Raw genomic sequence first — 19,768 nt, forward strand, 5'->3', positions numbered from 1 at the left:
GAGGTTCTTTTGATGAAAAAATTAAGCGCTACAACGTCAGCGGTTTGCTGGCCATAAATTCCACCCGCAACGGGTTATGATCTGAGGCGCGTGTTTCCATCACCGATGCGTTGGTCACGCTCAGGTCGCGGTAGAAGATAAAGTCCAGCGGCCTGCCGAATGCCCGTTTGCGGTAATCGGAGGGGAAACGCACTTCCTCCAGTTGAATATTCCCCGCAAAGCCGAACAGCGCATTGATGCGTTGCTTGCTCCAGGCGTTGAAATCCCCCGCCATAATCACCGGCCCTTTGTGGTTGGCAATCTGCTCACCAATCGGGTCAAGCTGCTTACTGTAAACGTCGATACCGATACTGAAATTCACCGCATGAATGTTCACCACCATCAGTAAACGACCGTCCAGAAGCGGATAGACTGTCACTAATGCCGATTTAGACAGCCTCAGAAGCGGCTCACGCTCACGCAGCGGGCAGCAATAAACCGGATGCGCCGCAGAGAGTGTCATCACGCCAGAGGGGTGCTGAGGCAGCATAAACGCCGGCACCTGATCGGCCGCCAGAAAGTTGGATGTGGCAAAACGTATCAGTTCTGGCGTCGTCTGCGCTTCCTGAAGTAACACCAGCTGCGCGTCTTTACCGTAATCACGCAGAACTGACAACCAGTCAGCCCGCTGCTGTTTGAAGATATTCCACACCATGACGCGCAAAGTATTCGAATTGGGTAGCGCAGCACCCGGCGGCAAATCCGGCCCTAAATGTGCGAGGACCCCAGGGAAGATTTGCTCTGCGGGCTGACCTGCGACATACCTCATTGCATATGTTTTTTTCCGCACGCTAATCGCCTGTTACCCGTTGTATCGATGCTATATGAGAGAGTTTCTCACAGCGAAAGTTCAGTATACGCCCGCAGGCGCTGAGGCCAAATCTGTTTACATTGGTATACAACCCGGTCACATCTACAGGCTAGCATAAAAACAAAAACGGCCCGCCAGAGGCGAGCCGTGCAGAGAGTAAATGTTGCTAAGTTCAGGCAACAGCAGGTTTTAACTTTCTGTCCAGATGACCACTGAGGCGGATCAGCAGCAGCGCGCCGAGGACAATCACTGCGCCAATCCACGGTGTTTGCGCCAGCCCTATCGTGGAAACCACCTGCCCGCCAATCACAGAACCTAAGGCGATACCGACGTTAAACGCCGCAATGTTCAGACCAGACGCCACATCGACGGCATTAGGCGTCACTTCCTCGGCTTTCTGCACCACATAAACCTGCAATCCCGGTACATTGCCGAAGGCGAAAATCCCCATCACCAGCAGCGTGATTAACGCCGGAATACCGAAACCTGAAGTGAACTGGAAAATCAGTAACAGCGCGGCCAGGGCGGCGAAAATAATGGTCAGCGCTTTGACTGCACCATGACGGTCAGCCAGTTTTCCCCCCCAGATATTACCGATGGCCACTGAAACGCCGTAGGCAAGCAGGATCCAGCTCACCATGCTGGCGGAGAAACCGGCCTGCTCCTGCATCATCGGGGCAAGAAACGTAAATGTAGTGAACACGCCACCGTAGCCCAGTGCGGTGATGGCGTAAATCAGCATCAGGCGCGGGTTCATCAGCACTTTAACCTGATCGGAAATACGCGCCGACGGTTTGTTTTTGATGTTGATTGGCACCAGGATCGCGCTGGCAATAATGGCAATCACGCCAATCATTGATACCGCGAGGAACGTCTCACGCCAGCCAAAATGCTGCCCGATAAATGTCCCCAACGGCACGCCGGTGACCAGTGCCACGGTCAGCCCGCCGAACATCAGCGCAATGGCCGAAGCGGCTTTTTCTTTTGACACCAGACTGGTGGCAATCGTCGAGCCAATCGAGAAGAACACACCATGCGCCAGCCCGGTCAGCAAACGCGCGATGACCAGCGTGTTGTAATTCGGTGACTGCCACGCCAGCAGATTGCCCAGCGTGAACAGCACCATCAGGCCGATGAGCAGCGCTTTACGCGGTACACGCCCTGTCAGCGCCGTCAGCACCGGTGCGCCAATCGCCACGCCGAGTGCGTAAATAGATACCAGTAAACCCGCTGACGGGACGCTGACGCCCAGCTGTTCGGCGATTGTCGGCACCAGGCCCACGATGACGAACTCTGTCGTTCCTATAGCAAACGCACTGATGGTCAGTGCTAATAGTGCAAGCGGCATAACCTTTACTCCACAATGAATTTCGATTTGATGGCGGCTATTATCGGCTTGTGCTTAAATGACAGAAATAACCAAAGTATCAAATCATTTATGCTGGAGTAACAACAATGCGAGCCAGTTCTGAAGAGTTGATCACTTTTGTCACGGTAGTGGAAAGTGGCAGTTTCAGCCGCGCGGCAGAACAGCTGGGGCAGGATAATTCTGTGGTCAGCAGGACGCTGAAACGTCTGGAGCAAAAACTGGGCATCACCCTGCTCAACCGCACCACGCGTCAGATCAACCTGACGCACGAAGGCGAGCGCTATTTCGTCCGTGTGCAAAAAATCCTGCATGAAATGGCGGCAGCCGAAGACGATCTGCTGGAGAATCGTGACGATCCGCAGGGTCTGTTGCGCGTCGACGCCGCAACGCCGGTGATCCTGCACGTCATTTCTCCGCTGGTGGCTGAATTTACCGAACGTTTCCCGAAGATGTCGCTGGCGTTGTTTTCGTCCGAGAGCAACATCAACCTGATCGACCATAAAGTGGACGTGGCAATCCGGGTAGGGGAACTGGAAGATTCCAGCCTGCGGGCACGAAAACTGATGCTGAGCCACCGGAACGTACTGGCGTCGCCGGAATATCTTAAAAAATGGGGCACGCCCAAAACCGCCGATGAGCTGCTGAAACACCGCTGCCTGGGCTTTAACGAAGTGGTCGCACTGAACAAATGGCCGCTGCTGTGTGCTGACGGCCAGCAACTGACGGTCACACCGTTTATCAGCTCAGGCAGCGGCGAAACCCTGCGCAGACTGTGTTTGCAGGGAAACGGTATCGCCTGTTTGTCTGATTTCATGACTGACGAGGATGTACATCGCGGCGAACTGGTGAAGTTGCTGGTACCGGATGTCATGCGGATTGCGATGCCGTTGCATGCGGTTTACTACAGTGATCAGACGGTGAGTACGAGGATTCGGTGTTTTATTGATTTTCTGAGCGAAAAATTAGGGCAAGCCCAGAGTTAATCCTGATCGAGAGAGTTTCGGTTTCTCACGTGCAGTGATCGCTTCAATCAGGTCAAGACCCTGGGCTCGCCGCCCAAACTGGCCCAAAGGGTTTTAAACGAAACCCTTTGGAATCCTGCGTTTTTTTAACTGCGCGCTGTCGCTCGCTGGCTATGTTTCAGAAACTCATGCTATTGCCGCGAAAGCTTGCCGCTGCGCGGTCCCTTCGTGTCGGTCTTCGAGCCTGGGGCCTCGAAACACTCACTCAGCAAACTTTCTGAAGCGGCCAGAGGCTTTCTCAAGAACATGTCCATCGTTCGAGCGACAGCGCGTGTTGAAAAGCCGGGTGATCACTGTTCTTGAGAAACCGAAATATTCACGGTCCAGCCCTCACGGCAAGTGAAAAACCGAAATCATCTCCGTCCAGCACCGCCAGCTTACCGGAAGGTGCTCAATCCCATGCTGGCGCCAGGCCCTCAGGGCTGACTAATCGTCCATTTTTCTCAAGCGCAGCAATCTCCTGCATGTCGGCATCGGACAATACCAGTTTCTGCGCCAGCAGGTTGCTCGCCAGGTTTTCACGTTTCGTCGATGACGGGATCACCGCGTAACCCAGATGCAGCGCCCAGGCCAGAACGATCTGCGCTGGCGTGGCGTTGTGACGTTCGGCGATCGCGATAATCGTCGCGTCCTTCAACGCTTCGCCGTAAGCCAGCGTCATGTAGGAAGTCACCGCAATGCCGTTTTCACGGGCAAAATCGACGACGGTCTGGTTTTGCAGGAACGGAGAAAGTTCGATCTGGTTGGTCGCAATCTGATCAGCGCCGACGGCGTCGATCGCTTCCTGCATGAGTGCGACGGTAAAATTGGAAATACCTATTTCGCGGGTCAGACCCATTTTCTTCGCTTCAACCAGCGCTTGCATCGTTTCTGCCACGCTGACGGCCTGTCCCGGAGACGGCCAGTGGATCAGCGTCAGATCAACATAATCCATTTTCAGTTTGCACAGGCTCTCTTTAAGGCTGTCGATCAGCTTGTCTGCCGCCAGGTTTTCAATCCAGATTTTGGTCGTGATATAGAGTTCTTCACGCGGGACGCCGCTTTCCGCCAGCGCGTCGCCAACCGCTGCTTCATTATCATAGATTTGCGCCGTATCAATCGCGCGATAGCCCAGTTCCACTGCGGTTTTCACCGATGCTTTTACCACGTCATCTTTCAGACGGAACGTACCCAAACCGAATGCAGGAATGCTCATCATATTCTCTCTTTGTTTTTAAAAGGTCAGCAATGCGGGAGAGTATGGACCGGCTTTTCATGGATAAAAACGACAGGTTTGCTACAAGACTTTTGCTTTAAAAACAATAATCAGGCCAGCGAATAACAAGACCAGCGGCGGGGGATTCGCGGAATAAGCTGCGGGATAATAGACCCGTTGCGGGCATCGAAAATATACTCTTCACATGTCGTCACGCAGGCAGGCAATGCCATTGCCGACATAACGGTTTCTCCTGCGGCCCACCACAGTTTGCTGTCCGTTGCGGATTCGGGGGAAAATTGCCCGGCAGCGGGATCCAGCCGGATCCGTTCCATCTGCCACACGCTTCCGGCCTGCTGTTTCAGCCAGGCTTCGCGCAGACACCATAATTGCCAGAACGCATTTAGCGGGTTTTCCTGTTCCGTCAGCCAGCAAAATTCGGTTTCGCTGAATGCCTGCCTCGCCACGTCCAGATACCGCGCCCGTGGCCGTATCTGTTCGACGTCACCGCCCGTTTCTCCCGCGGCACACAGCACCAGTTGCAGGCTGTTAACGCTGTGACTGAGGGAAAAATGGGGCAATGAAGGATCGGTAAAAGACGGTTTACCCCGCGCGGAAATTTGCATTTCTGGCAGCATTTCCTGTCCGCTGAAAGCAAACAACGCTTCGGCCAGCAGCGCCCTGCCCGCACGCCATTGCTGGCGGCGGGCAGGATGCAGGTTTTCACTTTCCGCCAGCAGTTCTGCGGGCAGCCGTGACAGCGGAAAAGTGTCGTCCAGCGACGCGGTGATAATGCGCGCAGAATTGGTCATCTACGGCCAGCGGCGGAAAACCAGCGACGTGTTAATGCCGCCAAACGCAAAGTTGTTCGACTGGATAAATTCGGTCTGAATATGACGCGATTCCCCCATGATGTAGTCCAGATCGCCGCAAAGCGGATCTGGCTGAGTCAGGTTAATGGTCGGCACAAAGCGGTCTTCACGCATCATTTCCAGCGACATCCAGGCTTCGAGCGCGCCGCAGGCACCCAGCGTATGACCGAAATAACTTTTCAGCGACGAAATCGGCGTCTGATTGCCAAACACGGCAGCCGTTGCATGGCTTTCAGCAATATCGCCACGGTCAGTTGCCGTGCCGTGCGCACTGATATACCCGATTTCAGCCGCCGGGATCCCGGCATTTTTCAGCGCTTTTTCAATGCAAATCTGCATGGTGGATTGCTGCGGCTGGGTGATATGCGCCGCGTCGCAGTTGGTCGCGAAACCTGTGATTTCAGCGTAAATCTTTGCGCCACGCGCCTGCGCATGTTCGAGCGATTCGAGAATTAACGCCCCGGCACCTTCGCCAATCACCAGACCATCGCGCTGCGAATCAAACGGACGCGGCGATAATTCCGGGCGATCGTTTTGCTGGCTGGTGGCAAACAGTGTGTCGAATACCGCCGCTTCCGACGGGCAAAGTTCTTCTGCGCCGCCTGCCACCATTACGGTCTGGTAGCCGTGCTTAATGGCTTCGTACGCATAGCCGATGGCCTGACTGCCAGACGTACAGGCGCTCGACGTCGGGATCACCCGCCCTTTCAGGCCAAAAAACAGTCCGGCGTTCACCGCTGTCGTGTGCGGCATCATCTGCACATACGTCGTGCCGGTAATGTTGTTGGTGTGTTTTTCCGTCAGCATGGTGGCGAATTCACTGACCGGTCCGGTGCTGCCGGTGGAGGAACCGAAAGCAATGCCCGTTTCGCCGTTGGTCAGGATCGGATCATCCAGCAAACCGGCCTGTTCCAGCGCCAGTTCGGTCGCGCGGGTCGAAAGCAGGGAAACGCGCCCCATCGAGCGGATGCGTTTTCGGGTGTAATGCGCAGGCAATTCGAAATCATCAACGGGCGCGCCGAGATGGGTATTGAGCCCCTGATAAATCAGCCATTCATCCATGTGGCGGACGGCATTTTTGCCCTGTTGCAGACGCGCACTCACGTCATCCCAGTGGTTGCCGAACGCCGTGATGCCTTTCATACCCGTAATAACAACACGCTGAGTCATACCATGCCTCCGTTAATGGAGATCACCTGACGGGTGACATACCCCGCGATGTCGGACATCAGATAGCTCGCCAGCCCGGCCACTTCTTCCGCACTGCCCATACGTTTCAGCGGGATCATGCTCATCGCAGCGTCCAGCGCCGGTTTTTCTATATCAAGCATGCCGGTATCAATCAGCCCCGGCGCGATGCAGTTGACGGTAATTTTGCGTTTCGCCAGCTCCAGGGACAGCGCTTTGCATGCGCCAATAATTCCGGCTTTAGCCGCGCTGTAATTCACCTGCCCGCGGTTGCCCGTCAAGCCGGAAACCGAAGACAACGCGATAATGCGTCCGCCCGCGCGCAGACCGATCATCGGCATGATGCAGGGCTGCAATACGTTGTAGAAGCTGTCGAGATTGGTGTGGATCACACCGTCCCAGTCTTCATCCGTCAGCGCCGGAAACGCGGCGTCGCGGATAATACCGGCATTATTGACGACGCCGTAGTAAGCGCCATGCGCTTCAATATCGGCCTCAATCACTTCGCGGCACTGCGGGCGGTTGCTGATATCGAACTGAATCAGGCGACCGCTGCCGCCAGATGCCCGCACTTGTTGCAGCGTGTGCTCTGCCCCGCTTTTATCGCTGTGATAGTGAACGACAATCTCAAAGCCGTCCGTCGCCAGCTGGCAGGCTATCGCTTGACCGATCCCTTTGCTGGCTCCGGTCACTAATACCGAACGCGTCATTCCTTTTTCCCCTGTGTGAGCGTAATAAGTTCGTCCTTTGCTGGCTGATACGTGTTCAGCCTTCCCTGAGCAACCTGAAGGTTGTCTTTTTCCTGTTTAATACTGATAACACCTTCAAAGCTCGCGAGTTTTTCATCGCGTAATACCATTGAAACGCTGATAAGCAATTCACTGCCTGCCACAAATTCAGGCACGTTGCATTTTATCGCACGGCCGCCCAGCAACATGCCAACCTGCGGGGGCTGTCCGGATTGCGCACCGTGCCAGCCGCTCCAGACGCCGATGGTCTGTGCAATAAGTTCAAGGGCGTACCAGGCGGGCAATGCGCCGCGTGCATTCAGAAAAGGCGCCAGCACGCCGTCAGGTGAGACGACAACGTCACAGATCGCGGTTTCTTCCGTTACGCTGACGACGTTTTCCAGCAACACCATCGGCGTGTCGTGCGGTAAATAACCGGCGGCGGTCAGAATGCTCATGACGGCCTCCCGATCACAATGCTGGCGTTGTTGCCACCAAAGGCAAATGAGTTGGACAAGATGACCGGACGTTCCAGCCTTTGTGGTGCATCAACCAGCCGGATATCCGGCAGACTGGCATCACGTGGCGTAATACTGAAATCCTGAGGTGGCAGATTGAGATTTTGCGTCAGAATAAGCCAGCTCAGCGCCGCTTCTGTCGCACCGGCGGCGCCCAGCGTGTGACCGGTAAGATGTTTGGTCGAGCTGCACGGGATCTGGCTGCCGAATACGCGGTGGATCACCGCCGATTCCACCTGATCGTTGAGCGGTGTTGCCGTGCCGTGCGCATTGATGTAGCCGACGTTTTGTGGCTCAAGTCCGGCCTGTTGCAGCGCCATGCGGATTGCCCGCTCTGCGCCCGCCCCTTCCGGATGCGGCGCGGACATATGCCAGGCATCGGAAGACTCACCGGTGCCCAGCAACGCGACATCCGCCGGTTCACGCGTCAGCAAAATCAGCGCCGCCGCTTCACCAATATTAATGCCATCGCGATCCTGTCCGAAGGGCGTACAGCGGCCACGGGAGAACGACTCAAGGCTGTTGAAACCGTTGACCGGCATCCGACACAAGCTGTCTGCCCCGCCGACAATTGCCGCATCAGCCAGGCCGGACTCAATCAGGCGCATCCCGCTGATAATGGCTTTCGCGCTGGATGAACACGCCGTCGATAACGTGTATGCCGGTCCTGTCAGCTCCAGCAGTTCCGCCATAAATTGCGAAGGATCGCCGAGTTCCTGCTGCTGATAGTCATAGCCTTGCGGGAAAGTCCCCTGCTGATGCAGATGGCGCACCGCGTCTTCCCCTTCGGCAATGCCGGAGGTGCTGGTGCCCATAATCACCGCAACGCGTTCGTGACCATAGCGGGCAATAACCTCGCTGACCGGCGTTTCAATTTGCGCCAGCGCGGCCAGCAGCAGCTGGTTATTGCGGCTGCGGTGCACGGAAAGCGATTCCGGGACCGGCGGTAAATAGCCCGTGACAGCGCCCAGCCAGACCGGGCGATTTTCCGTCAGCCAGCCTTCCTGCACAAACATGCCCGGTGAAACACCCGCCGTCAGGCTGGCAGCAATCTGCGCGTTGTTGTTTCCCAGCGCGTTAACCATGCCCACGGCCGAAAAGTAAATCATGTTATTCACCGACATTCTGGATAGTGATCTGGTAATGGAACGCCATCTGCGTAATCGAAACAGGCCGTCGTGATTTGCCTTCTGGCAGATAGTCAATCCGGGTGATCGCGTTGCCTTTGTCATCCGATAACGTACGGCGTAAAGGCTGGTCTTTCAGCGTCCAGCCCGGCGGCAACAGCGGCTGCCAGCTTCCCACCGGCCAGTAGCTGAACATAATATCGGCCAGAACCTGATTTGCTGGAGGCAAACCCTCAATCTTTATTGCCTGTTCAGTATGGATGCCGGTTTGATCGTAGACCACTTTAAAGAGACGGATCCCCAATGGCGAGAGCCCCGCCAGCTGTAGAGAGTTGCCGTCGGCGTTAAGCAGCACAAGCAAAGACTGCTGTTTTCCGTTGACCGTTGCCGTTAGCAATTGCTGCTGACTGACCGGTGCTGCCAGCACCGGCGCGGGTAATTTCACCTGTACGCCCGGTTTCAGCCACGCCTGAGGCAGCGTTTGGGCTGGAGGGCGCGAGGCGCAGCCGCCAGACATCAAAATCAGCAGTGCCAGAACCGGCAGCGTGAAGCGGATCATTTCTTACGTCCTCTTTTTTTAGCGGGCAACGTCAGCGGCGAAAGTAAAAACGCCGTCAATATGCCGGAACTCAGCACAATGCCAAAGCTGCTGATCGCCTGCGTGGAGCTGAATACAAGCATACCGAACGTCAGCAACGTGGTCGCGACAGCCATAAAAATGGCAAACATCGAAGTGGTCGGCGTGCCGCGCGGATTGGTGAAAAACAGGGTGTAGTTGATGCCAATCCCCAGAACCAGAATCAGCGCCAGCAATGAAAACAGGTTGAGATGGTGACCGCTGTAACCGAGCGCGGCGATGCCCATTCCCAGCGAAAGCAGCGTCGGCACCAGACAAATCAGCCCGTGCGGCAGACGGAAACGCCAGAGATAAATCGCGGCAATCACCGCCACCGCCAGCCCGAGCAGATAAGTGAGGTAAACGCGGTACTGAGAAAACAGCTCACTGAATTCAGACTTGCGGTCAATCCAGCCGGTTCCCGGAGACGCCGCCGCCAGCGCCGCCACGGCAGCGGTGTCGTGAACGCCATTGACCGGGATTAACGTCGCGCTGCGTCCGTCCGGCAAAGACAACCACAGTAAGCGCCAGCCCTGACTGACCACGCTGTTTAACCAGAGCGGGACATCAACCGTTTGCGGGTTGAGATCCGGCATGGCGACTGAAACCCCTGACTGCTGCAACTGCGCAATAATCTGCGGCGCACGCTGGCGGAGTAACGAGAGATCTTTTTGTTGCTGTAATTGCGACGGCAGGCTGAGCGCCCGGTAACCGGCAATCACGCCATCCGTTTTCGCCTGCTCCAGTTTTGGACGCAAAGCTTCAAGACGCTGAAGCGTCTGCTCCGCCGTATCGCCGTAAACGATCAGCCATTTCTGATCGTTGGTTTGTCCGGTCAGCGCGGCAATCTGTTGTTCCTGCTGCTGTAAATCTGCCGGCAGCGTTTGTAAATCGGCAATATCGTCATTGATTTTAAGCTGATAAATTCCGCCCGCCGCCAGCATGAAAATCAAAACCGGCAGCCCGATTCGAACCGGTTTACGGCTGCGCCATGCCAGCAACCATTTCAATATCAGCGCCAGCCCGGGCGTCGGACCGACCGGCAAATGCGCCGATAAATACGGATACCAGCACATGACGGTGATACAGGCGGCGCTCAGCCCGGCGGCGGCAAAAACCGCCAGCTGTTGCAGACCGGGGAACGGCGCAATCAGCAGCATCAGGTAAGCCGCGACCGTTGTCAGCAGCGCAGCAGACAACGCCGGGAACAGCTTTTTCAGGCTTTCGAGCGGCGTGCTGGTTTCACCGTGAACGCGGCGTTCAGTGAGGAAGTAGAGGGTGTAGTCGGCAGAAATCCCGACAATGCTGGCGCTCAGCACCAGCGTCATCACGTGTATTTCACCGAAGACCCACAGGGTAAATACCGTGCCCGACAGCGCGCCAATACCGATTGAAAGCAGGCTGAGCAGTAACGGCAGCGCGGAGCGGAACATCAGTAAAATCAGCAGAAAGACGCCGATAACCGAAGCCGCGCCAATGGTAGATAAATCATGTTCAGCCTGCTGGCTGGCATAATTGCTGTAAAAAATCGTACCGCGCTCAAGCACTTTCGCGCCCGGCCAGCGCACTTCAAAAGCGTGCCTCGCCGCATTCAGCTCAGCGACAGTGTGCTTCGCGCTGGTGATGTCATAGGACGACGTATTCAGCTCGCCGTGAAGTAAATACCAGCTGCGCCCTTGCGGATCTCGCGTCATCAGCCAGCCCTGATCGAGGCTCATGCCGCCGCTGCTTTGCTGCTGCGCCATTTGTGAGGCACGCACCAGCAACAGAGGGTCGTTAGCCAGCTCTTTTCCGCTGACACCGGCAAAGGCGGAATAAACCTGCCCCATGATCCACTGGCTTTGCTGTTCAGCACCGGCGTTCAGGCGCTGACGGGTGGCGTCATCAAGGAAAGCATTACGATGCCTGAAAAAGAACGCGCCCCATTCCTGCTGACGCGCCTCATCCATCGGCCCTTCCACCTGACTCAGCGCAGGAAGCGATCGCAGCTGTTTCAGCCAGTCTTCAAGAGGTTTTGTTCCCGCGCCTTCCGGCGGGCTGACCAGCCACATTAACTGGCGGTCAAGCCGCTGAGTAAAGCCGTCAGAAATCGCCGGAGGAAGACCCGCCGTCTGTTGCTGCGGCAAAAGCGCCAGCACGCTGCTGTTAATCTGGCTGCGCGGGAGTAACCAGACCAGCGCGGCGATGAGCAACACAATAATCAGCAGCCAGATTTGCGCCAGCCGGCGGTGAAGATCAGGATGCAAAATGGCGTTTCTCGGCGTCAGTCAGTTCAGCGGGCGTCGTTTTCTGGTTAAAGAAACGGATATGCGTCGCGTCGCCCTGCATATCATCGATATCAATCTTGTTCAGGAAGGTTTCCCCGTTGAGTGTAATGCGGCGGAAAAGGCGGTTCAGCGGCGAGACTTTTGGCACCAGCACCAGCGTCCAGGCGCCCTGCCCTTTATCTGCGAAATCCAGCGTGAAGTTTTCTTCCAGCACGCGGCGGTCTGCATGAAACAGCGCGCTCAGCAGGGAGTTGAACTGGAACATCTGCGGATTATTGCTGGCCGTAATCACCTGCGGCTGCTGGCCCGCCATGATTTGCACCATGCGGGTTTCCGTCAGAAGTAACGTCAGAGGGAACGGTTTTTCCTGCTGCCACCAAAGCCCCTGTTTTTGCGCAATCAGTAAATTTCCGCCGGAGTTCAGCGGCTGAGCCATCCCGCTAATGGTTCTCTGCTGGGCGAATTCAGCGCGCAACACCGGTACCTGGCTGAAGCGCTGCTGCAAATCATCGAGCGTCACGGCCTGGGCAGCAACGCTGAACGCGGCGAGTAAAACAAACAGAAGTGATTTCACAGGCTGACTCCGGTTTTATCGAAAAGAACCTGCGGCGAGACAAAACACATCTCTTTGGTCTCAGCATCCACGGCGACCTGTAACGTGTAACCCGTCGTTGTCCGTTTTCCGGTTTCAATATCATAGATCTGATAGCCGATACGCAGACGATTTTCGATTTCTTCCAGCTGCGCGTGAACGGCAATGCGCTGTTCGAACAGGACGGGCGCAATATATTTCACGCGCGTATCCACGATCGGCCACACATAACCGGAGGCTTCCATCTGACGATAGCCATAATCGAACTGTTTCAGCAATTGCTCGCGCGCAACTTCGAGATAACGGAAATAATTGCCATGCCAGACAACGCCCATGGCATCGGCATCATGAAAAGGCACGGTGATTTCCACCACGGTGGAAAAGCGCGGGTCGTTAAAGCGCGGATCAAGTTTGGAAGTCATATCAGTCAGGTTTCCTGTCAGAGGCGTCATCTGCGGGATGCTGCCAGAAATCATAAAAGTTGAACCAGTCGTGAGGCGCCAGCAGGCTGTAGTATTCAAGGCGCGCAGCGTAGCGGTCGACGGTTTCCTGCAGTGCAGGCAGACGATTTGCGCGGGGCAGAATCAGCGGATCGGCAAAAGATTCACAGTAAATATGCAGACGCCGTTCCTGTCTGATGCCAAACATCAGCATCACCGGCGCTTTCAGGGCGGCGGCCAGAATAAAAGGTCCCTGTGGGAAAGCCGCCGGTTTACCGAGAAAATCACTCCAGATGACGCGGGAATGCTCACCGCGCTGATGACGGCTGGCGGACGTTCTGTCGCCCACAATTGCCACCCATTCGCCGGCATCGAGTTTTTCCTGCAATAACATGGCGGTGTCCGGCCCCATCTGGCTCACCTGAATCAGATTCACAAGCGCCTGCGGGTTAATTTCTTTCATCACCTGATTAAACCGTTCGGCATGTTCGGTGAAAACCAGCGCATTCACGGTGATCCGGTGATTTACCGCACCAATAGCACGGCAGGATTCGATGTCGCCAAGATGCGAGGCGAGGATCAGCGTGCCGTGCCCGGAGGCAATATGCGCTTCGCAGACGTCGGGATTCACCAGCACCGCATCATTCAGAGTTTTATCGCCCTGCCAGCTCGCCAGTTTGCTCAGCATCGATTCGCCAAACCGCATGAAATGCCGGAATGTACTTAACGGATAAGGCAACGCGATTTTGCGCTGAGCTGCAACGTCGCGGACGCGTTCAAGCCACGCGGCCGACGCCTTGCGCTGTTTTCCACCCGTCAGCCAGAAGTAACCAATCACCGGATAAAGCAGTAACTGGAAAGCGCGGTAGCCCAGCACGCGATAAATCTTCAGCATCAGATGAATGCCCCACAGCCCTTTACGTTCGCGCGTTACCGACCAGTGCGGATCGCTTTGCAGCGTTTGTCTCTGGCGCAGCAAAAAAGGAATGCGCGGCAACATGCCGAAGAACAGGCGGGTATGCATCCACGAGATTTTAATGTTGTCTTTCATCGCATCAAAATGCGAAACGCCGTCTTGCGGGTATGTGACGCGCGTCGGCAGGAATCGGCTGCGCGTCCCCTGCCAGTAAAGCCGCACCATGATTTCGGTATCGAAATCCATGCGTAAACCCAGTGGCTGTTTGTCAATCAGACTCAGGCAAGCCTGCAAAGGATAAACGCGAAATCCGCACATGCTGTCTTTGAGGGAAAATGACAGGGTTTCGACCCAGACCCAAAAATGCGTGACATAACGGCCATAAAGGCGCGATTTCGGCACACTTTCGTCATACACCGGCTGACCGGAGATCAGGCAATCCGGGTGTTTTCGCGCTTCCTCCAGCATGAGAGGAACGTCGGAAAGCTGGTGCTGACCGTCTGCGTCAACCTGCATGGCGTGGGTAAACCCTTTTTCCGCAGCCAGCCGTAAGGCGGCCATGACGGCGGCACCTTTTCCCTGGTTTGGCGACTGGCGCGTCAGGCTCATCCACGGCGTGATCTGCGCCAGACGCTGTAATTCATCCGCAGTTTGTGCCTCGCTGCCATCATCAACCACAATGCACGGCAATCCGAGAGACCGGAGTTTATCCAGCACACCGGCCATCATCGGCCCGTGGTTGTAACACGGGATAATCAGACAGGGCGAAAACAGCGCTGAGGATATTACGGACATAATGTGATTTTTCCACTGCTGGCAATGGTTTCGCCCAGGGCATAGCGGAAAACCAGCCGGTGTTTTTCTTTCAGCCAGTCAATGTGCAGACTGACAGTTTCATCCGGCAAAAGTGGCCGTTGAAACTTCACCACTTCCATCCCTGAAAAAGCCTTATCCAGCCGTAAAATCTCCCCCGCATACTCCATCACCCAGTTCACCTGCGTGACACCCGGAAGCAGCGGATACGTGGGAAAGTGTCCGCGAAACCAGACTAAATCCGCTGAGAGTCGCAATTCGAGGATCAGGCTGGTGTCGCTGCTTTTATGCATGCTCAGGACTTCAGGCTTCATCATAAAAACATTTCCTGTAATTCAGCGGCTGCGCGCTTACCTTGCTGATTGAGAGGGATCGCCGGAACAATACGCCAGTATCGCGGCAGTGACACCGGAGATACCCATTCCCGCAAAGCATGGCGGATCTGCCCAAACAGGACATTGCGGTTTTCGACCTGCAACAGCGCATCGCCCGCCGGGGTCAGTACAATCAATGCCGCAACCGAAACCCTGCCCTGTTTTTCGAGCGTCAGAACGCAGGCGTCAGCCAGAAGATCGAGCGCACACAAGCGTTGCTCAATTTCATCCAGCGAGATCCGCTGTTCAGCAATTTTAACGATCCGATCTTTACGACCCAGAAGGTCAAAATGACGTGAACCGTCAGACGACAGTTTTATCTCATCACTAAGAGCAATGCCTTCCGGCTGCGGAATAATCGGAGAAATCACTGCAATGTTGCCATCGGGCTGAGGGCGTAAATCTACATTGTTGAACAACGCCCAGGCTTCGCCAGGCCGGGTTTGCTGGCGAAATGCGATAATGCCACTTTCGGTGGTGCCATAAATCTCTGTTGGCAGGCAACTGCATGTTGCTTTCACTGATTGCGCTGCATCGCTTTCCAGAGGGCCGCCTGCGGAAAAAACTGCACGCAGCGTGACCGGCGCTAATGTGGAGTCCAGACGTTTGAGAAAGGCCGGGCTGCTGACAAACGCCAGCGGGGTTTTTACTGCGAGTGAATGCAGCTGCTCATGATACTGGACGCTGGTGGCCGCAAACGGCAGGCCAAGTGACAGCGGCAACATGAACGCAAAGCTCAGGCCGTACATATGATGAGGCGCGACCGTGGCGACGAACCGGGAACCGGCCAGTTCTGCGCCCCATTGCGCACTGAGCCACTGGCTTTCACGTTCAAGACAAGAGACTGGTTTGATAATCTTCTGCGGTTTTCCGGTTGATCCGGACGTGAAGAGGACGAGCGATGCATTTTCCGGAAATGCAGGTAAAACGGAAAGCGGTTCAAGGGTAACAAACGGGAAGCGGAGAACAGGACAATTGAGCTGCAACGGCAGATCGGTAATCAGCGCATCGAATTCATCGCATTGCTCAGAGAGCTGAGCCTGACGAAAATGTCCGGGCAAAACAGGGGTTTTCCCGCTGTAAAGAACGGCCAGTAAAGCCACAGCGAACGAATAGTTATCTTCCAGACACAGCGCCCAGCGCGAACAGGGAGTCACACTGACACTGGCAAACAGCGTCGCGACATCCCGACGGAAGTCGCGCTGCCTGTACTCACGGGTTGCACTCCAGGCAACCAGATGATCGTCTGCTCTTTCCGTGCCCAGCCATTGGCACATTGGCAGCGTCACGGCTTGCGCAGACGCTTTCTGACTATCCATTCAATACCCATTAATAAACCAATCAGCAGATAACTGATCCCGCCGTTGTAAAGCGCCCACAAAGACACATCGCCTTTCAGGCAGGTATATAAAGCAAAAGATCCATTACAAACAAAAAACAGGCACCAGACTTGTGTCACGCGTCGCGTATAGACAACCCCTTCGGACGGTAAGTCGGGCTCGTTCAGCCGGGCAAGGCGCTCAACCAGTGATTGCCGGGCGAACAATGAACTAAAAAACAGGCTCAGAAGCAGGAAATTCACCGCCACCGGGTAATACAACAGCATCGACGTTTCGCGCAGTAAAACGCTGGTGATGACCAGCACAATGCCAGCGACGGCCATCGCTTTACCGAAAAAAGTGAGCTGATTTAATTTTCCGCGAAAGGTGAGCAACCGCAGAATAAACGCAATAATCAGAAGGGGAGCAAGAATACTCATTCCCCAATTTTTTAAGCCACACCAGACCGCTACCGGATAAGCAATAATCGCCACGGGCATTGCCCAGCGAGCGAACGCTGCGACAAGCTGAAGGGAAAAGCACCGGGTTTCAGACACAGCAACTATTGCGCTGGCGTGTTAAGTAATTCATCGATGGCATCAACAACATCCTGAACGGTTCGTACTGATTTGAACATTTCAGGTTTAATTTTTCTGCCCGTCGATTTCTGCAGATGAACAACCAAATCCACAGCGTCAATACTGTCTAATTCCAAATCTTCGTAAAGTTTGGCATCAGGGCTGATATCACTTTCATCAATTTCAAATAGCTTGATTAATAACGCGCTAATCTGCTGATAAATTTCTTGCTTCTGCATAGGAATCTCTTTAACCACGCTGAACTGATATAAACTGGCTAAGACTTTCAACGGAATAAAAATGCTCACGCATTTCCTGACTTTCAGCCGAAAGGATCACGCCGTATTGCTTTTTCAATGCCAGGCCTAATTCAAGGGCATCAATAGAATCCAGCCCCAACCCGTCGCCAAAAAGAGGCGCTTGCGTATCTATCTCGTCTGGCGTCATTCCTTCCAGATTGAGCGTCGCGATGATAAGTTCTTTAATGTCGTTACTTAATGAATCCATGACTTATTTCTCGTTATTTTGAGTATTACCGTGCATCAGTTCAGAGCGCAAATGCTGTGTCAGACGCCTTGCTGCCAACGCAGGCGAAAGATCCTGTTCATCAAAAAAATCCTCAGCCTTTACCTTATCGGCAACAGTGATGACAAACTGAGGTTTTACCCGCGGAATTTCGTACCATTTCCCCTGTTTGGTCAGCATGGGTGGCTGGCAGGAAATATGAACAATCCGTACATCACAACCGGCTCTCAGCGCGATATTTGCTGCACCACGCTGTAGCGTTATCGGTTTCTCAGGCAAAGAACGCGTCCCTTCAGGGAAGACCAGCAACGTTCCACCTGCCTTGAGGCGCGCCTCACAAGCCTGAAGCAACTCATCAGACCCTGAGTTCACCAGATATCCGGCTGCTTTGATGACGCCGGCCAAAAATGGGTTCTTCAGCAACGCCTGTTTGACGATGCAATCACAGCGCGGCATTCGTGAAGCCAGAATGACATAATCAAGAAGGCTGGGATGGTTCGCAACAATCAGGCATCCGGTATCCTCCTGAAACTTTTCATCGCCGACGAACCTGTAATCCATCACACCAAAAAGTCGTAATCCTCCGAGGAAAAGTCGAAAGCTATTACGAATGCTGTTCAGTGTCATCCGATGCAATTTTTCCGGCTGACGTATGATTAACCGCAACAGAGTAAACCAGAACAAAGAAAGCAGCAGTCCGCCAATTCCGAAAAGCGCAAAAAACATGCCTGTAACAGACCATCGCCACATCCGGTCCGGCAAAGAGGAAACGTCTTCCATTAAGGCAGATTCTTTCCTCACAATGCACGCGTCCATTGCCAGTGATGGCGACTATCAGCACTGACAATAAATGAACGTGATGAGGACAGATAACCCCGCAGGAATTGCAAACCCTGCGAAAGAGCAAGCGGATCGATTTCGCCGTTTTTTGAAATGCGCTGGCACTGCAAAGTATCGCCATCCGCCAATATTATTGCCATCGCGTAAGGCAGAAACTCGGAATTTACCGATTCAGCATAAAGGGAGGGAATTTCGCCATCAAAATCGACCAGCATGACGCGCGAAGCACCGCTTGCCAGCATAGATTGCGCTTCCAGCAGACCTTGCTGAAAACTGTCCGTACCGGCGGCCAGTGAGGTCACCGGCAGTGTATTTTTACTGATAATGGTTAACCAGCCAGCGGCGGTATTATGGACAGACATCGAAAATTCGGTGGGGGAAATAGCGTCGTCTTCTGCAAGCGCATGTAAAATGCGCCCCGTTCTCTCAAGTTCACCGTGGCGGCTGGTAAAAATTGCGGCATCAACCTGATGTTTCGTAAGTAAGGACAAACCGGCATCGACGGCAAAACGACTTCCGATACTCATACGACGCGCAGCCATCATTGGGATCTGCGCGCTCTTTGGGATTTCACCTGAAAATGCATCCACACCGGAACATTGCGCCCATTGGATCCAATCGGCACAATTATTGATACCAGGAGCAACCGCCTGCCAGTCAAGTATATCCAGTGAGAATTTCATAATGATTAATCTTCGCGAATCTTCCGAATTAAGACTTTATGATATTTTATTAAAAGTTGCATCAGTAATCTGACAGGCTATTGCGCTGAATGATGTCTTTTAGTTATTTTTACAACAATTTAGATATTACCGACCAGAATACATATCTGATAAATCTTAATTTTATAGTGGGAAATAGCATCTGAGGTTTTTATGAAATTAAAGTCAGCGAAATTATAATGGGTTAAATTGGGAAAACATTATTATTCTCATAAAATAAGAACAGTGATTATATAGATTAATCTTCAACAGAAAGTTAATCGATTGATTTAAAATATCACACAGAGTTTTCAACCCGATAAAAAATCTTTAAATAAGAAATCCAGTACGTATAACACCCAATTTTTTACAGATTTTAAAAATGCAAAAAACCCTGAATCTTTCGATTCAGGGTCTATGCAATTAGTGGCGGAACGGACGGGGCTCGAACCCGCGACCCCCTGCGTGACAGGCAGGTATTCTAACCAACTGAACTACCGCTCCACCGGTTCTTTCACTCATATCAGCAATCGTCTGATACAAGTTTGTTCCTGTTATTTTCCTTGTCAGGGGAAAAGGAACTAATTTGATGCCTGGCAGTTCCCTACTCTCGCATGGGGAGACCCCACACTACCATCGGCGCTACGGCGTTTCACTTCTGAGTTCGGCATGGGGTCAGGTGGGACCACCGCGCTACTGCCGCCAGGCAAATTCTGTTTCATTCATACCGCTCACCCTCTCTCAGGCTTGCACTACGAACCAATCTCGGAACAATCAGCTGAAAAATCTCGGTCTGCACAGAGTCAATCTAAAACACCTTTGGTGTTGTAAGGTTAAGCCTCTCGGGTCATTAGTACTGGTTAGCTCAATGCATCGCTGCACTTACACACCCAGCCTATCAACGTCTTAGTCTTAAAC

General features: G+C 53.9%; 21 protein-coding genes, 1 tRNA gene and 2 rRNA genes. 1 reads left to right on the forward strand and 23 read right to left on the reverse strand.

Annotation, left to right across the window (positions count from 1 at the left end):
• Positions 1–28 precede the first annotated feature (28 nt).
• Positions 29–829, reverse strand: coding sequence for an endonuclease/exonuclease/phosphatase family protein (locus GW579_RS09085; protein ID WP_152324684.1), 801 nt, complete (start codon positions 827–829; stop codon positions 29–31).
• A gap of 193 nt (positions 830–1,022) precedes the next feature.
• Complete coding sequence (locus GW579_RS09090; protein WP_165058628.1) at positions 1,023–2,198, reverse strand: MFS transporter; 1,176 nt, start codon at positions 2,196–2,198, stop codon at positions 1,023–1,025.
• Positions 2,199–2,305: 107 nt separating this feature from the next.
• On the opposite strand from GW579_RS09090, the gene yafC reads away from it, so the two are divergent.
• The gene (yafC, locus tag GW579_RS09095; protein ID WP_152324686.1) at positions 2,306–3,202 is read left to right on the forward strand and encodes a DNA-binding transcriptional regulator YafC; all 897 of its coding nucleotides are present in this window, start codon (positions 2,306–2,308) and stop codon (positions 3,200–3,202) included.
• Between the two features lie 430 nt (positions 3,203–3,632).
• Here yafC and dkgB read toward each other — a convergent pair whose 3' ends face one another.
• The 21 genes from dkgB to GW579_RS09200 all read right to left on the reverse strand — a co-directional run.
• Positions 3,633–4,436, reverse strand: a complete 804-nt coding sequence (dkgB, locus tag GW579_RS09100; protein WP_165058772.1) for a 2,5-didehydrogluconate reductase DkgB — start codon at positions 4,434–4,436, stop codon at positions 3,633–3,635.
• Between the two features lie 110 nt (positions 4,437–4,546).
• Positions 4,547–5,248 (reverse strand): 4'-phosphopantetheinyl transferase superfamily protein, encoded by a 702-nt coding sequence (locus GW579_RS09105; RefSeq protein ID WP_165058630.1) that lies wholly within the window; start codon positions 5,246–5,248, stop codon positions 4,547–4,549.
• Entirely contained in the window at positions 5,249–6,478 is a 1,230-nt protein-coding gene (locus tag GW579_RS09110; RefSeq protein WP_152324688.1) for a beta-ketoacyl-ACP synthase, read from the reverse strand.
• Entirely contained in the window at positions 6,475–7,206 is a 732-nt protein-coding gene (locus GW579_RS09115) for a 3-ketoacyl-ACP reductase FabG2 (protein ID WP_165058632.1), read from the reverse strand. The genes GW579_RS09110 and GW579_RS09115 overlap by 4 nt, the downstream gene beginning before the upstream one ends.
• Entirely contained in the window at positions 7,203–7,682 is a 480-nt protein-coding gene (locus tag GW579_RS09120; protein ID WP_165058634.1) for a hotdog family protein, read from the reverse strand. Before GW579_RS09120 ends, GW579_RS09115 begins: the two co-directional genes overlap by 4 nt.
• The gene (locus GW579_RS09125; RefSeq protein ID WP_165058636.1) at positions 7,679–8,851 is read right to left on the reverse strand and encodes a beta-ketoacyl-[acyl-carrier-protein] synthase family protein; all 1,173 of its coding nucleotides are present in this window, start codon (positions 8,849–8,851) and stop codon (positions 7,679–7,681) included. Before GW579_RS09125 ends, GW579_RS09120 begins: the two co-directional genes overlap by 4 nt.
• A gap of 1 nt (position 8,852) precedes the next feature.
• Complete coding sequence (locus tag GW579_RS09130) at positions 8,853–9,428, reverse strand: DUF3261 domain-containing protein (protein WP_165058638.1); 576 nt, start codon at positions 9,426–9,428, stop codon at positions 8,853–8,855.
• A complete protein-coding gene (locus GW579_RS09135) occupies positions 9,425–11,731 on the reverse strand; it encodes an MMPL family transporter (RefSeq protein WP_165058640.1) in 2,307 nt (768 codons plus the stop codon). The genes GW579_RS09130 and GW579_RS09135 overlap by 4 nt, the downstream gene beginning before the upstream one ends.
• Complete coding sequence (locus GW579_RS09140) at positions 11,721–12,326, reverse strand: LolA family protein (RefSeq protein WP_152324694.1); 606 nt, start codon at positions 12,324–12,326, stop codon at positions 11,721–11,723. The genes GW579_RS09135 and GW579_RS09140 overlap by 11 nt, the downstream gene beginning before the upstream one ends.
• Complete coding sequence (locus GW579_RS09145; RefSeq protein WP_152324695.1) at positions 12,323–12,766, reverse strand: acyl-CoA thioesterase; 444 nt, start codon at positions 12,764–12,766, stop codon at positions 12,323–12,325. The genes GW579_RS09140 and GW579_RS09145 overlap by 4 nt, the downstream gene beginning before the upstream one ends.
• Before the next feature lies 1 nt (position 12,767).
• The gene (locus GW579_RS09150; protein WP_165058642.1) at positions 12,768–14,495 is read right to left on the reverse strand and encodes a glycosyltransferase family 2 protein; all 1,728 of its coding nucleotides are present in this window, start codon (positions 14,493–14,495) and stop codon (positions 12,768–12,770) included.
• Positions 14,486–14,830, reverse strand: a complete 345-nt coding sequence (locus tag GW579_RS09155) for a 3-hydroxyacyl-ACP dehydratase FabZ family protein (protein WP_165058643.1) — start codon at positions 14,828–14,830, stop codon at positions 14,486–14,488. The genes GW579_RS09150 and GW579_RS09155 overlap by 10 nt, the downstream gene beginning before the upstream one ends.
• Positions 14,827–16,206: an AMP-binding protein gene (locus GW579_RS09160; RefSeq protein WP_235937327.1), complete on the reverse strand. Its 1,380-nt coding sequence runs from the start codon at positions 16,204–16,206 to the stop codon at positions 14,827–14,829. Before GW579_RS09160 ends, GW579_RS09155 begins: the two co-directional genes overlap by 4 nt.
• Positions 16,173–16,646: a COG4648 family protein gene (locus GW579_RS09165; protein ID WP_405047816.1), complete on the reverse strand. Its 474-nt coding sequence runs from the start codon at positions 16,644–16,646 to the stop codon at positions 16,173–16,175. Before GW579_RS09165 ends, GW579_RS09160 begins: the two co-directional genes overlap by 34 nt.
• A gap of 122 nt (positions 16,647–16,768) precedes the next feature.
• Positions 16,769–17,023, reverse strand: a complete 255-nt coding sequence (locus tag GW579_RS09170) for an acyl carrier protein (protein WP_152324699.1) — start codon at positions 17,021–17,023, stop codon at positions 16,769–16,771.
• Positions 17,024–17,033: 10 nt separating this feature from the next.
• The gene (locus tag GW579_RS09175; protein ID WP_152324700.1) at positions 17,034–17,291 is read right to left on the reverse strand and encodes a phosphopantetheine-binding protein; all 258 of its coding nucleotides are present in this window, start codon (positions 17,289–17,291) and stop codon (positions 17,034–17,036) included.
• Between the two features lie 3 nt (positions 17,292–17,294).
• Positions 17,295–18,089 (reverse strand): lysophospholipid acyltransferase family protein, encoded by a 795-nt coding sequence (locus tag GW579_RS09180; protein ID WP_235937328.1) that lies wholly within the window; start codon positions 18,087–18,089, stop codon positions 17,295–17,297.
• Between the two features lie 17 nt (positions 18,090–18,106).
• Positions 18,107–18,832 (reverse strand): beta-ketoacyl synthase chain length factor, encoded by a 726-nt coding sequence (locus GW579_RS09185; protein WP_165058647.1) that lies wholly within the window; start codon positions 18,830–18,832, stop codon positions 18,107–18,109.
• A 445-nt stretch (positions 18,833–19,277) separates the two neighbouring features.
• Positions 19,278–19,354 (reverse strand) — tRNA-Asp (locus GW579_RS09190).
• 87 nt (positions 19,355–19,441) lie between these two features.
• Positions 19,442–19,557, reverse strand: a 5S ribosomal RNA gene (gene rrf / locus GW579_RS09195).
• Positions 19,558–19,679: 122 nt separating this feature from the next.
• Positions 19,680–19,768: ribosomal RNA gene (locus GW579_RS09200) — 23S ribosomal RNA — on the reverse strand; the annotation flags it as partial.

This window comes from Rahnella contaminans (assembly GCF_011065485.1).
Classification (GTDB): domain Bacteria; phylum Pseudomonadota; class Gammaproteobacteria; order Enterobacterales; family Enterobacteriaceae; genus Rahnella; species Rahnella contaminans.

Excerpts from the sequence above, each read along its gene's own strand:
- GW579_RS09160 (WP_235937327.1), bottom strand. The coding sequence starts at position 16,206 with ATGGATAGTCAGAAAGCGTCTGCGCAAGCCGTGACGCTGCCAATGTGC.
- GW579_RS09110 (WP_152324688.1), bottom strand. The coding sequence starts at position 6,478 with ATGACTCAGCGTGTTGTTATTACGGGTATGAAAGGCATCACGGCGTTC.
- yafC (WP_152324686.1), top strand. The coding sequence starts at position 2,306 with ATGCGAGCCAGTTCTGAAGAGTTGATCACTTTTGTCACGGTAGTGGAA.
- GW579_RS09125 (WP_165058636.1), bottom strand. The coding sequence starts at position 8,851 with ATGATTTACTTTTCGGCCGTGGGCATGGTTAACGCGCTGGGAAACAAC.
- GW579_RS09180 (WP_235937328.1), bottom strand. The coding sequence starts at position 18,089 with ATGGAAGACGTTTCCTCTTTGCCGGACCGGATGTGGCGATGGTCTGTT.
- GW579_RS09165 (WP_405047816.1), bottom strand. The coding sequence starts at position 16,646 with ATGAGTATTCTTGCTCCCCTTCTGATTATTGCGTTTATTCTGCGGTTG.
- GW579_RS09105 (WP_165058630.1), bottom strand. The coding sequence starts at position 5,248 with ATGACCAATTCTGCGCGCATTATCACCGCGTCGCTGGACGACACTTTT.
- dkgB (WP_165058772.1), bottom strand. The coding sequence starts at position 4,436 with ATGAGCATTCCTGCATTCGGTTTGGGTACGTTCCGTCTGAAAGATGAC.
- GW579_RS09150 (WP_165058642.1), bottom strand. The coding sequence starts at position 14,495 with ATGTCCGTAATATCCTCAGCGCTGTTTTCGCCCTGTCTGATTATCCCG.
- GW579_RS09120 (WP_165058634.1), bottom strand. The coding sequence starts at position 7,682 with ATGAGCATTCTGACCGCCGCCGGTTATTTACCGCACGACACGCCGATG.
- GW579_RS09130 (WP_165058638.1), bottom strand. The coding sequence starts at position 9,428 with ATGATCCGCTTCACGCTGCCGGTTCTGGCACTGCTGATTTTGATGTCT.
- GW579_RS09170 (WP_152324699.1), bottom strand. The coding sequence starts at position 17,023 with ATGCAGAAGCAAGAAATTTATCAGCAGATTAGCGCGTTATTAATCAAG.
- GW579_RS09185 (WP_165058647.1), bottom strand. The coding sequence starts at position 18,832 with ATGAAATTCTCACTGGATATACTTGACTGGCAGGCGGTTGCTCCTGGT.
- GW579_RS09175 (WP_152324700.1), bottom strand. The coding sequence starts at position 17,291 with ATGGATTCATTAAGTAACGACATTAAAGAACTTATCATCGCGACGCTC.
- GW579_RS09145 (WP_152324695.1), bottom strand. The coding sequence starts at position 12,766 with ATGACTTCCAAACTTGATCCGCGCTTTAACGACCCGCGCTTTTCCACC.
- GW579_RS09090 (WP_165058628.1), bottom strand. The coding sequence starts at position 2,198 with ATGCCGCTTGCACTATTAGCACTGACCATCAGTGCGTTTGCTATAGGA.
- GW579_RS09155 (WP_165058643.1), bottom strand. The coding sequence starts at position 14,830 with ATGATGAAGCCTGAAGTCCTGAGCATGCATAAAAGCAGCGACACCAGC.
- GW579_RS09115 (WP_165058632.1), bottom strand. The coding sequence starts at position 7,206 with ATGACGCGTTCGGTATTAGTGACCGGAGCCAGCAAAGGGATCGGTCAA.